The 12,913-nt window shown below is 73.2% G+C and carries 14 protein-coding genes; 5 read left to right on the plus strand and 9 right to left on the minus strand.

Going from position 1 to position 12,913, the window contains the following annotated elements; all coding sequences use genetic code 11:
* Nucleotides 1-35: 35 nt before the first annotated feature.
* The 3 genes from Q3W71_RS22965 to nadA form a co-directional block, all read right to left on the minus strand.
* Complete coding sequence (locus tag Q3W71_RS22965) at nt 36-635, minus strand: DUF3043 domain-containing protein (protein WP_302921489.1); 600 nt, start codon at nt 633-635, stop codon at nt 36-38.
* 73 nt (nt 636-708) lie between these two features.
* Nucleotides 709-2,064, minus strand: a complete 1,356-nt coding sequence (murA, locus tag Q3W71_RS22970) for a UDP-N-acetylglucosamine 1-carboxyvinyltransferase (RefSeq protein WP_088992669.1) — start codon at nt 2,062-2,064, stop codon at nt 709-711.
* A 196-nt stretch (nt 2,065-2,260) separates the two neighbouring features.
* Complete coding sequence (gene nadA / locus Q3W71_RS22975) at nt 2,261-3,472, minus strand: quinolinate synthase NadA (protein WP_302921490.1); 1,212 nt, start codon at nt 3,470-3,472, stop codon at nt 2,261-2,263.
* 68 nt (nt 3,473-3,540) lie between these two features.
* On the opposite strand from nadA, the gene Q3W71_RS22980 reads away from it, so the two are divergent.
* The 3 genes from Q3W71_RS22980 (at nt 3,541) to Q3W71_RS22990 (ending at nt 6,555) form a co-directional block, all read left to right on the plus strand.
* A complete protein-coding gene (locus Q3W71_RS22980) occupies nt 3,541-4,680 on the plus strand; it encodes a glycerate kinase (RefSeq protein WP_302921491.1) in 1,140 nt (379 codons plus the stop codon).
* 208 nt (nt 4,681-4,888) lie between these two features.
* Entirely contained in the window at nt 4,889-5,257 is a 369-nt protein-coding gene (erpA, locus tag Q3W71_RS22985) for an iron-sulfur cluster insertion protein ErpA (RefSeq protein WP_088992670.1), read from the plus strand.
* Between the two features lie 320 nt (nt 5,258-5,577).
* Nucleotides 5,578-6,555: a carbohydrate kinase family protein gene (locus Q3W71_RS22990; RefSeq protein WP_302921493.1), complete on the plus strand. Its 978-nt coding sequence runs from the start codon at nt 5,578-5,580 to the stop codon at nt 6,553-6,555.
* Nucleotides 6,556-6,630: 75 nt separating this feature from the next.
* Here Q3W71_RS22990 and Q3W71_RS22995 read toward each other — a convergent pair whose 3' ends face one another.
* Nucleotides 6,631-6,864 (minus strand): sulfurtransferase TusA family protein, encoded by a 234-nt coding sequence (locus Q3W71_RS22995; RefSeq protein WP_302921494.1) that lies wholly within the window; start codon nt 6,862-6,864, stop codon nt 6,631-6,633.
* Nucleotides 6,861-8,012, minus strand: coding sequence for a cysteine desulfurase family protein (locus Q3W71_RS23000; RefSeq protein ID WP_302921495.1), 1,152 nt, complete (start codon nt 8,010-8,012; stop codon nt 6,861-6,863). Before Q3W71_RS23000 ends, Q3W71_RS22995 begins: the two co-directional genes overlap by 4 nt.
* Nucleotides 8,013-8,207: 195 nt before the next feature.
* Here Q3W71_RS23000 and coxB point away from each other — a divergent pair, with 195 nt between their 5' ends.
* A complete protein-coding gene (coxB, locus tag Q3W71_RS23005; RefSeq protein ID WP_302921496.1) occupies nt 8,208-9,179 on the plus strand; it encodes a cytochrome c oxidase subunit II in 972 nt (323 codons plus the stop codon).
* 10 nt (nt 9,180-9,189) lie between these two features.
* The gene (locus tag Q3W71_RS23010) at nt 9,190-9,615 is read left to right on the plus strand and encodes a cytochrome c oxidase subunit 4 (RefSeq protein ID WP_302921497.1); all 426 of its coding nucleotides are present in this window, start codon (nt 9,190-9,192) and stop codon (nt 9,613-9,615) included.
* 215 nt (nt 9,616-9,830) lie between these two features.
* Here Q3W71_RS23010 and Q3W71_RS23015 read toward each other — a convergent pair whose 3' ends face one another.
* The 4 genes from Q3W71_RS23015 to Q3W71_RS23030 all read right to left on the minus strand — a co-directional run bounded on the left by Q3W71_RS23015 (nt 9,831) and on the right by Q3W71_RS23030 (nt 12,863).
* Nucleotides 9,831-10,037, minus strand: coding sequence for a hypothetical protein (locus Q3W71_RS23015; RefSeq protein WP_302921498.1), 207 nt, complete (start codon nt 10,035-10,037; stop codon nt 9,831-9,833).
* A 242-nt stretch (nt 10,038-10,279) separates the two neighbouring features.
* The gene (gene trpD, locus Q3W71_RS23020; RefSeq protein ID WP_302921499.1) at nt 10,280-11,326 is read right to left on the minus strand and encodes an anthranilate phosphoribosyltransferase; all 1,047 of its coding nucleotides are present in this window, start codon (nt 11,324-11,326) and stop codon (nt 10,280-10,282) included.
* A 90-nt stretch (nt 11,327-11,416) separates the two neighbouring features.
* The gene (locus Q3W71_RS23025; RefSeq protein WP_302921500.1) at nt 11,417-11,812 is read right to left on the minus strand and encodes a hypothetical protein; all 396 of its coding nucleotides are present in this window, start codon (nt 11,810-11,812) and stop codon (nt 11,417-11,419) included.
* A gap of 106 nt (nt 11,813-11,918) precedes the next feature.
* Nucleotides 11,919-12,863, minus strand: coding sequence for a cytochrome c oxidase assembly protein (locus Q3W71_RS23030; RefSeq protein ID WP_302921501.1), 945 nt, complete (start codon nt 12,861-12,863; stop codon nt 11,919-11,921).
* Nucleotides 12,864-12,913 lie beyond the last annotated feature (50 nt).

Genomic DNA, 12,913 nt, shown 5'->3' on the forward strand with positions numbered 1-12,913 from the left:
TCACCGCGGTGCAGCAGGGGCCGGATCCGTCGGGGTCAGACCGGGTCGCCGAGGTTGACCCGGGGCTCCGGGGCACGCATCCGGCGGAACGTGATCGACCGCATGACCGCGTAGAGGTAGAGCGAGCCCATCCGCTGCCCGGTGTTCGGGAAGCGCTCGCGGACCAGCTTCCTGATCTTGCGGCAGATGAGGAAGGAGTCGATCACCACGCCGAGGGCCAGCGCGCCCCACAGGATGTTGGACACCAGCCGGATCACCGGCGGCATGGCCGCGTTCGAGCCGATCAGCACGATCAGCGCGCCGCCGAAGAACCAGGTGCCGACCGTACGCCGGGAGTCGACCACGTTGCGGGCCAGCTGCCGCTCGGGGCCGCGGTCACGCGGGCCGCCCTCGCGCCGGAACTCCGCCGCCGCCTCGGCACGCAGCTTGCGCCGGTGCTCCCGCTGCTCTTCCTTGGTCATCGGCTTGGTGGCCACGCCCGGCCGGCGGCCGGCGCTCGGCCGCTTCGGCGTCTCGCGCCCCTTGGCCGGGGTGTAACCCCGGGGACGGCTGGACGTGGCCTCGTCCTCGGGGGTCACCGGGGTGACCGCCTCGTCGACGAGGTCGGTGGACTTGCGGCGAAACAGCGACGGCACGCGGAAAGGGTAGCCAACCGACGGCGCCCGGTGCACATCGCGGTGCACCGGGCGCGGTCGTCAGTGAGGGAGGTTACGGACGCTCGACGTGCGCGCCCAGGTCGGCCAGCTTCGCCTCGAAGTCCTCGTAGCCCCGGTTGATCAGGTCGACGCCGTACACCCGGGAGGTGCCCTCGGCGGCCAGCGCCGCGATCAGGTGGCTGAAACCGGCCCGCAGGTCGGGGATGACCAGATCGGCGGCGTGCAGCTTGCTCGGCCCGGCGATCACCGCGGAGTGCTTGAAGTTGCGCCGGCCGAAGCGGCACGGGGTGCCGCCCAGGCAGTCCCGGTAGACCTGGATGTTGGCGCCCATCGAGTTCAGCGCCTCGGTGTAGCCGAGCCGCTGCTCGTAGACCGTCTCGTGGACGATGGACAGCCCGCGCGCCTGGGTCAGGGCCACGACCAGCGGCTGCTGCCAGTCGGTCATGAAACCGGGGTGCACGTCGGTCTCCAGGGCCACCGACTTCAGCTCGCCACCCGGGTGCCAGAACCGGATGCCGCCCTCCTGGCCCGGGTCGCCCAGCCGCGGCGGCCGGCTGTCGGTCACCTCGTACTCGCCGCCGACCGAGCGGAAGATGTTCAGGAAGGTCATCATGTCGGCCTGCTGCGCGCCGAGCACCTCCACGTGGCCACGGGTGGCCAGCGCGGCCGCGGCCCAGCTGGCCGCCTCGATCCGGTCGGGGATCGGCCGGTGGGTGTAGCCGTGCAGCTTCGGCACGCCCTGGATCTCGATCACCCGGTCGGTGTGCACCTTGATGATCGCGCCCATCTTCTGCAGGACGCAGATCAGGTCGATGATCTCCGGCTCCACCGCGGCGTTGCGCAGCTCGGTGACGCCCTCGGCCATCACGGCGGTGAGCAGCACCTGCTCGGTGGCGCCGACGCTCGGGTAGGGCAGTGCGAACTTCGTGCCGTGCAGTCCGTTCGGCGCGGACAGGTGCAGCCCTTCCGGGGTCTTGTCGACCGTGGCGCCGAACTCGCGCAGCGCCTGGAGGTGGAAGTCGATCGGCCGGGGGCCGATGTGGCAGCCGCCCAGGTCCGGGATGAAGGCGTGGCCGAGGCGGTGCAGCAGCGGCCCGCAGAACAGGATCGGGATCCGGCTGGAGCCCGCGTGCACGTTGATCTGGTCGGTGCTGGCGCTCTCCACGTTCGCCGGGTCGAAGACCAGCTCGCCGTCCTCGTCGCCGTCGGTCACCTTGACGCCGTGCAGGCCGAGCAGGCCGCGGACGACCTCGACGTCACGGATCTTCGGCACGTCGAACAGGCGGCTCGGGCTGTCGCCCAGTAGTGCGGCGACCATCGCCTTGGAAACCAGGTTCTTCGCGCCGCGCACGCGGATCCGCCCTTCCAGCGGAGTGCCTCCGTGTACGACCAGGACGTCGTCGGTCAACGCAACCTCCAGCGGTCGGTCGGTGCTGTTGATGGTGGGGCTCACGATGTCATCGCTACCCGGAACGCGGACGGGTCGAAACGAGCCGCGTGCGTTGTCGCCCCGGCAGCATAGCCCTCAGTGATGGAAATGGACCCGGTCACTTCGCCCCTGGGGGCATTTATCGGTGATCCGGCCCAATTCCGTAAAAGGGTCGCTACCGAGGGTGATCAGCGGGTGCCGGCGGCGGGGTGTCCGCACCGGGCAGGGCGAGCATCTGGTCCAGCGCCACCCGCGCGTGGTGCGCGGTGTCCGGGTCGACGGTGATCTGGTTGACCACCCGCCCGGCGACCAGCTCCTCCAGTGCCCAGACCAGGTGCGGCAGGTCGATCCGGTTCATCGTCGAGCAGTAGCAGACCGCCCGGTCGAGGAACATGATCTGCTTGTCCGGGTGGGCCAGCGCCAGCCGGCGCACCAGGTTCAGCTCGGTGCCGACCGCCCAGGCCGAGCCGGCCGGGGCCGCCTCGATGGTCTTGATGATGTACTCCGTCGAGCCGACGTGGTCGGCCGCGGTGACCACCTCGTGCCGGCACTCGGGGTGCACCAGCACGTTGACCCCGGGCACCCGCTCCCGGACGTCGTTGACGCTGTCGAGGGTGAACCGGCCGTGCACCGAGCAGTGCCCGCGCCACAGGATCATCTTGGCGTCCCGCAGCTGCTCCGGGGTGAGGCCGCCGTTCGGCTTGTGCGGGTCGTAGAGCACGCAGTCGTCCAGCGAGAAGCCCATCTCCAGCACCGCCGTGTTGCGGCCCAGGTGCTGGTCGGGCAGGAAGAGCACCTTCGAGCCCTGCTGGAAGGCCCAGTCCAGGGCGCGCCTGGCGTTGGACGAGGTGCAGACCACGCCGCCGTTGCGGCCGACGAAGCCCTTGATGTCCGCCGAGGAGTTCATGTACGTGACCGGGACGGTCTGCTCCGCGATGCCCAGGTCGGTCAGCACGTCCCAGGCCGTCTCGACCTGCGACAGCACCGCCATGTCGGCCATCGAGCAGCCGGCGGCCAGGTCCGGCAGGACCACCTTCTGCGCGTCCGAGGTGAGGATGTCGGCGCTCTCGGCCATGAAGTGCACGCCGCAGAAGACGATGTACTCCGCCTCCGGCCGGGCGGCCGCCTCGCGGGCCAGCTTGAACGAGTCGCCGGTCACGTCGGCGAACTGGATCACCTCGTCGCGCTGGTAGTGGTGGCCCAGCACGAACACCTTGCTGCCCAGCTTCGCCTTCGCCGCCGCCGCCCGGGCCACCAGGTCCGGGTCGCTGGGCGCCGGCAGGTCGCCCGGACACTCGACGCCACGCTCGGTGGCGGGGTCGCTGCCCCGGCCGAGCAGCAGCAGCGCCGTGGCGGTGTTGGAGGGTTCTACCCAGGTCGAAGTCACGCCCCCCATGGTCCCACAGCGTGGCCTCGGCGCGGCCTGCGCCGGTGTGGGCTGCCACACTGCTCGGCATGCGCGTGCTGCTCTGTCCGGACAAGTTCGCCGGCACGCTGCCGGCCCCCGAGGTCGCGGCCGCGGTGGCCGCCGGCTGGCGCGAGGTGGCCGGGGACGACGAGCTGCTGATCAGGCCGCTGGCCGACGGCGGTCCCGGCTTCCTCGACGTGCTCGCCGACGCGCTGGACGGGCGGCGGGTGCCGGTGCCGACCGTCGACCCGCTGGGCCGGCCGGCGGCCGGTGAGATCCTGCTCACCGACGGCGGGTCGACCGCCTGGCTGGAGAGCGCCCAGGCGTGCGGCCTGCACCTGCTCGCCGCCGACGAGCGGGACCCGAAGGCGACCACCTCGTACGGGCTCGGGCTGCTGGTGGCCGCCGCGGTGGAGGCCGGCGCGCGCACGGTGATCATCGGGCTGGGCGGTTCCGGCACCAACGACGCCGGCGCGGGGATGCTCACCGCGCTCGGCGTCACGCCGCTGGACGAGGCCGGCCTCGCCCTGCCGTACGGGGGTGCCGCGCTGGCCGCCACGGCCCGCCTCGACGGCGCGCCCCGGCTGCGCGACGCCCGGCTGGTCGCCGCCACCGACGTGGACAATCCGCTGCTCGGGCTGCACGGGGCCAGCAACGTGTTCGGCCCGCAGAAGGGCGCCGACCGGGCCGACGTGCTGCTGCTCGACGCCGCGCTGGAGCGCTTCGCCGCCGTGCTGGAGCGGGACCTGCCCGGCTGCCCGCCGCGGCTCGGCACGCTGCCCGGCGGCGGGGCGGCCGGCGGGCTCGGCGCGGCGATCCTCGCTCTGGGCGGCCGGTGCGAGTCGGGCATCGGCCTGGTCACCCGGGCCACCGGCCTGGACGTCGCGCTGGACGGGGTGGACCTGGTGATCACCGGGGAGGGCTCGTTCGACCACCAGTCGCTGCGCGGCAAGGTGGTCGCCGGGGTGGCCGGCGCGGCCCGGGACCGCGGCCTGCCGTGCGTGGTGCTCGCCGGTCAGGTCAGCACCGGCCGGCGGGAGGCCGCCGCGGCCGGGGTGACCGACGCGTACAGCCTGGTGGAGCACTTCGGCGGCGAGGAGCGCGGCGGCCTGGCCGCGGCGCTGAGCCGGCCCGCGGAGGGGCTGCGCGAGCTCGGCGCCCGGCTGGCCCGGCAGTGGAGCCGGTGACCGGGTGGCGGGAGCCGGTGACCGGATGCCACCGGAGTCGGTGACCGGGGTGTGACCGGCGCCGCGCGGGGAAGCCCCGAGGTCACGCCGCGGGGTGCCCCGGCCCGCAGCGGCCTACAATCGAAAACTGGACCACAGTGGGAATCGCTGACCGGCGGGTGACGTTGGTCGGGACGACCACACCGAACGCGCGCAGGGAGAATTCCACGTGACCACGCCAGCGCAGACCGAGTCGACCGAGGCCAAGGCCCCTACTTCCGTCGTCCTCACCGACGTCGCGGCGCAGAAGGTCAAGGCCCTGATCGAACAGGAGGGCCGCGACGACCTGCGGCTCCGGGTCGCGGTGCAGCCGGGCGGCTGCTCCGGCCTGCGGTACCAGCTCTTCTTCGACGAGCGCTCCCTCGACGGTGACATCGTCACCGACTACGACGGTGTCGAGGTCGTCGTCGACCGGATGAGCGCCCCCTACCTGGCCGGCGCCACCATCGACTTCGCCGACCGGATCGACGCCCAGGGCTTCACCATCGACAACCCCAACGCGGGCAGCTCCTGCGCCTGCGGCGACTCGTTCAGCTGAGTCGACACCGATCACCGACGGCGGGGCCGTCCCGGCAGGGACGGCCCCGCCGCCGTCCGCGGCCCGTTTTCCCCGGCCGCGCAGCCGCGTCCGGGTCGCGCCGTCCCGGGCCGCCGCCGTGTCCGGCCCGGCGGCCGTCGGGCGGGCGGTGACCGTTCAACCGTGCGCCCCGCCGCCCGGCCACCCGCCCGCGCCGGTACGCCTGCTGGCGGCGGCGTGGCCGTTCACCTGGCCGTCGGCGATGTGCAACCGTGCGGTCGCCCGGTCTTGCGGCGGCCGGTAGGCTGACCCGCGCCCTGCTCCCGACCCTGAGGGTTGACATGAAGATCGCGGTGACCGGCTCGATCGCCACCGACCACCTGATGAGCTTCCCCGGCCGCTTCGCCGACCAGCTCATCGCCGACCAGCTGCACAAGGTGTCCCTCTCCTTCCTGGTGGACGACCTGGTGCTGCGCCGGGGCGGGGTGGCCGCCAACATCGCCTTCGGCATGGGTCAGCTCGGCCTGCGCCCGGTGCTGCTCGGCGCGGTCGGGGCGGACTTCGCCGACTACCGCTCGTGGCTCGAGCGGCACAACGTCGACTGCGAGTCGGTGCACATCAGCGAGGTGGCGCACACCGCCCGCTTCGTCTGCACCACCGACACCGACATGTGCCAGATCGCCTCCTTCTACGCCGGGGCGATGAGCGAGGCGCGCAACATCGAACTGGCCCCGGTCGCCGACCGGCTCGGCGGGCTCGACCTGGTGCTGGTCAGCGCCAACGACCCGGAGGCGATGCTGCGGCACTCGGCCGAGTGCCGGGAGCGCGGTTTCGCGTTCGCCGCCGACCCGTCCCAGCAGCTGGCCCGGATGCCGGGTGAGGACGTCATCGCGCTGATCGACGGCGCCGACTACCTGATGACCAACGACTACGAGAAGTCGCTGCTGCAGAGCAAGGCCGGCCTGAGCGACGAGCAGCTGCTCGACCTGGTCAAGATCCGGGTCACCACGCTGGGCAAGCACGGCGTGGAGATCGCCGGCCGCGGCATCGACCCGATCCACGTGCCGATCGCCCGGGAGACCCAGGCGGTCGACCCGACCGGCGTCGGCGACGGCTTCCGCGCCGGCTTCTTCACCGCGCTCTCCTGGGGGCTCGGCCTGGAGCGGGCCGCCCAGGTGGGCTCCCTGCTGGCCACCCTGGTGCTGGAGACCGTCGGCACCCAGGAGTACCAGGTCCGGCGCGACCTGTTCGTCAAGCGCCTCGCCGAGTCGTACGGCGACGTCGCCGCCGACGAGGTGCGGCCGCACCTGCTGCCCTGACCGGGCCGCTGTCGTCGACCACGCGGTCGTGGCGGGCGTCCGACGCCCGCCGCGACCGCGTGCTGCTTCCCGGGGTCAGTGCTGGCGGCGGACGTCGTAGGCGGGGCCGTCCTCGCCGGTGACCTTGCCGAGGAACTCCTGTCCCCGCATCCGGCACCAGGCGGGGATGTCCACCGCCGCCGCCGGGTCGTCGGCCAGCACCCGCACCACGGTGCCCACCGGCAGCTCGGGCAGCCGCCGGGCGACCGCGATCACCGGCAGCGGGCAGCGCTGCCCGCGACAGTCCAGTACCTCCCGCGGCGCGGTCACAGCCCCACCACCCCCGCCTCGGTTCGCAGGTCGGCGACGATCCCGGGCAGCTCGGCGAGGAACCGCTCCACGTCCGCCTCGGTCGTCTCCCGGTGCAGCGAGATCCGCACGTTGCCGTGCGAGAGCACGCCCATCGCCTCCAGCACGTGCGACGGGCGCAGCGTCGACGAGGTGCACGACGAGCCGGACGAGACGGCGAAGCCGCGCCGGTCCAGCGCGTGCAGCAGCGCCTCGCCGTCGACGTACAGGCAGGAGAAGGTGACCAGGTGGGGGAGCCGGTGACCGGGATCACCCACCACCTCCACGTCCGGCACCTCCGCCGCCACCCGGGCCCGGATCCGGTCCACCAGCGGCGCCAGCCGGGCCGCCTCGGCCGCCGCGTCGGCCGCCGCCGCGCGCAGGCTGGCCGCCGCCGCCACCACCGCCGGCAGGTTCAGCGCGCCCGGCGTACGGCCGGACTCCCGCTCGTCGGCCGGCCAGGGGGACTCCCAGCGGGTGCCCTTGCGCACCACCAGCAGCCCCACCCCGGCCGGGCCACCCCACTTGTGCGCGCTGGCGGTCAGCACCGACCAGCCGGCCGGCACCGGCACCCGGCCCACCGCCTGCGCCGCGTCGACGTAGAGCGGCACCCCGGCCGCCGCGCAGGCGACGGCCGCCTCTTCGACCGGCTGGACGGTGCCCACCTCGTGGCTGGCGGCGATCAGCGCGGCCAGCGCGACCCCGGGGGCGTGGACCGCCGTCTCCCAGGCGGCGACGTCCAGCCGGCCGAGTCGGTCCACCGGCACCCCGAGCGCGGTGCCGCCGGCGGCGGTGTGCCGCTCGGCCGCGTGCAGCACGGCGGAGTGCTCGATCTCCGAGTGCACCAGGATCGGGCCGACCCGGCGCCGCCCGGCCAGGCCGCCGAGGACTGCCGCGTGCGCGGCGGTCGTACCGCTGCCGGTGAAGGAGAGCTCGTCGGGGCGTACGCCCAGGGTCTCGGCGGTCGCGGCCCGCGCCGCGTCGAGGAGCTGGCGGGCCCGGCGGGCCTGCGCGTAGAGCTTGCCCGGGTCGGCCCAGCCGTCGTCGAGCGCGGCCAGCAGCGCCTGCCGGGCGACCGGGTGCAGCGGTGCGGCGGTCGCCGCGTCCAGGTAGACCGGGGATGCGCTCACGGCTGTCCACGCTATCGCGCCGCTACGCCCAAGATCCCCCCGATGGGGGCGGAGAGTGACCCCAACACGGTCCAGCCCGTCATGGTCGAGTAATCTGCGACCGTCGGTGACGCCTTTGCCGCCGGTGCTGTCGCTCCGCCCGATGGGGCGGCAGAGGAGAACAGACACCGCGGCGCGCTAGGGAGGCAGGACCAGGTGGTCGCAAGGAGTTCGGAGGTACGGCCGACGGCCGTACGGCACAGCGCTTCCCCAGGAGCCGGTGGGCGCCGGCGGCGTGGTGCTGGTCGGGTCGCCGGGCTCGGTCTCGGCGGGGCGGCGCTGCTGGTCCTGCTCACGGGCTGCGACGTCGGCGCGGCGTTCGACGGCTTCGGCTGGCCGCAGGGTGGCATCTCGCCGGAGTCCCACCGGATGTACGACCTGTGGATCGCCTCGTGCATCGCGGCGCTCGCGGTCGGCGTCTTCGTGTGGGGCCTGATCTTCTGGTGCGTCGTCCGCTACCGCAAGCGGGGCAACGAGCTGCCGGTGCAGACCCGCTACAACATGCCGATGGAGTTCCTCTACACCATCGCGCCGATCCTGATCGTCTCCGTGCTCTTCTACTACACGGCGATCGTGCAGACCGACGTGGTGAAGACGACCAAGAACCCCGACGTCACCGTCGAGGTGGTCGCCTTCAAGTGGAACTGGCAGTTCAACTACCGCGACGGCCAGGGCCCGGAGGCCAACACCGTCGCCTCGACGCTGGGCACCAGCGAGGTCATCCCGATCCTGGTGCTGCCGACCGACCGGTCCATCCGGTTCGAGGAGACCAGCCGCGACGTCATCCACTCGTTCTGGGTGCCGGAGATGCTCTTCAAGCGGGACGTCATGCCGGGCAAGATCCGCAACGTGTTCGAGGTCTCCAGCCTGGACACCGAGGGCGCCTACGTGGGTCGCTGCGCCGAGCTCTGCGGCAGCTACCACGCGTTCATGAACTTCGAGCTGCGGGTCGTGTCGCCGGAGAAGTACGAGCAGTTCCTCGCGGCCAAGCAGGACGGCAAGTCGACGCAGGAGGCGCTGACGGCCATCGGCGAGGAGCCGTACGCCACGACCACCCGGCCGTTCGAGACGCGGCGCACCGAGGCCAACTTCAACCCGGACAACGCTCCGGCAACCGCGGGAAGCTGAGGGAGCGGGCATGAAGACCGAGTGGCGTATCTTCCTGATCATCGCCGGGTTCCTGCTCTTCGCGACCGTCCTGTACGGCGCCTGGACGGCCGGTGAGTCCGGCGGCGTCGAGTGGGTGGGCACCACTGCCCTGCTGCTGTCGTTCCTGCTCTGCGCGATGTGCGGCGGCTTCTTCTGGTTCGTCTCCCGCCGCATCGACCTGCGCCCGGAGGACCGGCCGGACGCCGAGATCGCCGACGGCGCGGGCGAGGTCGGCTTCTTCAGCCCGGGCAGCTACTGGCCGTTCGGCATCGCGCTGTCCGCCTCGATCGCCGGCCTCGGCCTGGTGTTCTGGCAGTTCTGGCTGCTGGGCGTGGGTCTGGTGGCGGTCGTCTTCGCCGCCTGCGGCCTGCTCTTCGAGTACTACACCGGTACCCGGCGCACCGCCGAGCACTGACCCGGCTCCGCCGGACGATCCTGACGAAGCCCGCCACCCTCCGGGGTGGCGGGCTTCGCGCCGTCCGGGGTGATCTCGCCGGCCGACTCGTCGGCCCGGGTCATGGCCCGCTTGATCCACTCCACATCGCCGATATCGGGGGGTCGTGGCGACCCGGATACCGCGATATCGCCGAAACCGAGTGGATCAAGGAGCGGCGGCCGGGCGCCGTGTCGTCAGGCGGCGCGGCGGTGGAGCGGGCGCGGACGGTGCCGGTCGGCCAGGCGGGCGGCGCGGAACGCGAAGGTGGCGATCAGCACGGCGGAGCCGCAGCGGGTGCAGATCAGCTCGGGGCAGTCGGCACCGTGGTCGTCGACGCAGGGCGGCGCCTCGAACAGCTGGACGCCCGCGCAGGTGTCGCAGTGGAGTTCGCGATCCGGCATGGGGGACGCCTCCTCTCCCTCCGGGCTCCCGACGGGCACCGCGGCGCGCGCCGGGAACGGAAAACTACTCGGCTGTAGTTTGGCACGCGGGTCCGACATGTCCCCCGTCACCCGCCGGCCGAGCGGTCTGGCCTGGGCGTCGAGGGCTCGGGGTGTGGCATGTCGTGCCGACCCGGCGCGGGGTCACCGCGACATGCCGCGACCGGCGGGGCCGGTACGCCGGCACCGAGCGGGCGGGATGGTCAGAGGGAGCGGGCGGTGGCGATCCAGCGGTCGAGGACGGCGGCGGCCGCGCCGGAGTCGATGGACTCGGCCGCCCGCGCCATCCCGGCGCGCAGCGCCTCGATCAGGTCGCCGTCGAGCGGCCCCTGGGTGGCCAGCGCGGCCGCCGAGTTGACCAGTACGGCGTCGCGGACCGGGCCGGTCTCGCCGGCGAGCAGGCGCCGGGCCACCTCGGCGTTGTAGGCGGCGTCCCCGCCCCGCAGGTCGGCGAGGGTGGACCGGGGTACCCCGAGGTCGACCGCGTCGAGCACGGCCTCTCGTACGGTGCCGCCCTGGGCCACCCAGACCCGGGTCGGCGCGGCGGTGGTGAACTCGTCCAGGCCGTCCTCGCCGCGCATGACCAGCACCGAGTCGCCCCGGGCGGCGAAGACGCCGGCCATCACCGGGGCCATCCGCAGGTCGAAGCAGCCCACCGCGCCGCCCCGGGGCCGGGCCGGGTTGGTGAGCGGGCCGAGAAAGTTGAAGGCGGTGGGCACGCCCAGCTCGCGCCGGACCGGGCCGGCGTGCCGCATGCCGGGGTGGAACCGGGCGGCGAAGCAGAACCCGATGCCGGCCTCGGTGACGCACCGGGCCACGCCCTCGGGGCCGAGGTCGAGCGGGACGCCGAGGAACTCCAGCAGGTCGGCGGTGCCGCAGGACGAGGAGGCGGCCCGGTTGCCGTGCTTGACCACCCGTACGCCCGCGCCGGCCACCACCAGCGCGGTCATCGTGGAGATGTTGACCGTGTGGGCGAGGTCACCGCCGGTGCCCACCACGTCGAGCGCGGTGGCCCGCAGCTCGTCGGGCAGCTCGACCTGGACCGCCCGGCCGAGCATCGCCTCGACCAGCCCGGCCAGCTCGGCCGAGGTCTCGCCCTTGGCCCGCAGGCCGACCGCGAAGCCGGCGATCTGGGCCGCGGAGGCGGCGCCGGACATGATCTCGCCCATCGCCCAGGCGGTGTCGGCGGTGGACAGCTCCTCGCCACGCAGCAGCGCGTTGAGCAGGTGCGGCCAGGTCCGATCGCCCATGGTGGGCCTCCCGAGCGAAGCGAGCGGGTGCGGGTGGACGGATCCGGCGCCGGTCGGCCCGACGCCGTGGCGGGGCCGGGTGCGGGGACGTCAGGCGGGGGCGTGCGTCCGCAGCAGCTCGGCCACCGTGGTGCCGGTGGTCACCGGGTCGAGCGGATGCACCAGGGTGGCGTCGACCTCGGCGTACGCGGCGAGCCATCGGTCGGCGGCGCGGGCGATGACCACGCAGGTCGGGGGAGCGTCCTCGCGGTCGTCCTTGATCTGCCGGGCGATGCCGAGGCCGCCACCCGGGCTGGCCTCGCCGTCGAGCAGGAGCAGGTGGATCTCGTAGTCGTCGACCAGTCGGACGCACTCGGCGTAGTTGCTGGCCTCGACGAACTCGACCTGGAGGCCGGGCGCCGGCCGGGTGCCCACGGCGAGCCGCATCTGGTCACGGACCTGCGGGTCGTCGCTGTAGAGCAGGATGGTGCACGAACGATCGCTCATGGTTGGACTGGCTCCCACCTCGTAGCTGCCCGCTGATCGTACCGGTCGGTGTGAGGTGCGTGACGTCCCGCCCGGGGGTGCCCCCGGGGCGTACCGTCGGCGCAGCTCAGGCCGCGGACTCCGCGGCGCGCTGGCGGGCCTCCTGGCGGTCCAGCTCGCGGTCGATCCGGCGGGCTTCCCGCTCGGCCTGCTTCATCCACTGCACGACCAGCACGGCGAGCATGGTCACACTGACGAACTCGCCGCCGGCCCACAGGATGCCGCCGGCGAGCACCTGGTCGTCCCACGGGTCGGCCCAGCCGAGCCCGAGCGACGGGTACCAGTCGCCGCCGAAGAGCGTGCTGCTCTGCATGATGGTGAGCCCGAGCACGGTGTGGAACGGCACCGAGAGCAGCATCAGCAGCGCCCGCGCCGGGTACGGCCAGCGGCCGGGGAGCGGGTCGAGACCGAGCAGCGGCCAGAAGAACACGCAGCCGGTCAGGATGAAGTGCGCGTGCACCAGCTCGTGCGCCCAGGCGTGCTCCAGGGTGAACCGGTAGAGGTCGGTGAAGTAGAGCGCGAACGGGTTCACCACGAAGATCGCGAACGCCACCAGCGGGAAGCTGTAGACCCGCGCGATCCGGCTGTGCACGATCGCCAGCAGGCGCTTGCGCGGCCGCTGCGGCAGGGTGCGCAGCGCGAGCGTCATCGGGGCGCCCAGGGCGAGGAAGATCGGCGAGATCATCGACAGCACCATGTGCTGCACCATGTGCACCGACAGCAGCGCGGTGTCGTACGCGTGCAGGCCGCTGACCGTGACCAACGCGATGCCGCCCAGGCCGGGGCCGAGGAAGAAGACCGTCCGGGAGACCGGCCAGCGGTCGCCGCGCAGCCGCAGCCGGTGCACCCCGTAGAGGTAGATGCCGGCGGCCAGCACCAGGCCGACGGCGAGCCAGCTGTCCAGCCGGGTCTCGGTGAAGACCGAGGTCACGGTGAACGGCGGTGGGGTCGGCTCACCTCCCGCCGAGGCGGCGACCGAGGTGGCGGCGGAGATCCGATCGACGTGCAGCACGCTTTTCAGCCTAGGTCAGGCGAAGCGGACGACCCCTATCGGGCCACGGA

The sequence above is a fragment of the Micromonospora sp. C28SCA-DRY-2 genome (genome assembly GCF_030519475.1).
Lineage (GTDB): Bacteria > Actinomycetota > Actinomycetes > Mycobacteriales > Micromonosporaceae > Micromonospora.

Bases quoted from the DNA above. Each gene is read 5' to 3' on its own strand.
- Q3W71_RS22980 (WP_302921491.1), top strand. From the start codon at position 3,541: ATGCGCGTGCTGCTCTGTCCGGACAAGTTCGCCGGCACGCTGCCGGCC.
- Q3W71_RS22990 (WP_302921493.1), top strand. From the start codon at position 5,578: ATGAAGATCGCGGTGACCGGCTCGATCGCCACCGACCACCTGATGAGC.
- Q3W71_RS23010 (WP_302921497.1), top strand. From the start codon at position 9,190: ATGAAGACCGAGTGGCGTATCTTCCTGATCATCGCCGGGTTCCTGCTC.
- Q3W71_RS23015 (WP_302921498.1), bottom strand. From the start codon at position 10,037: ATGCCGGATCGCGAACTCCACTGCGACACCTGCGCGGGCGTCCAGCTG.
- trpD (WP_302921499.1), bottom strand. From the start codon at position 11,326: ATGGGCGATCGGACCTGGCCGCACCTGCTCAACGCGCTGCTGCGTGGC.
- Q3W71_RS23025 (WP_302921500.1), bottom strand. From the start codon at position 11,812: ATGAGCGATCGTTCGTGCACCATCCTGCTCTACAGCGACGACCCGCAG.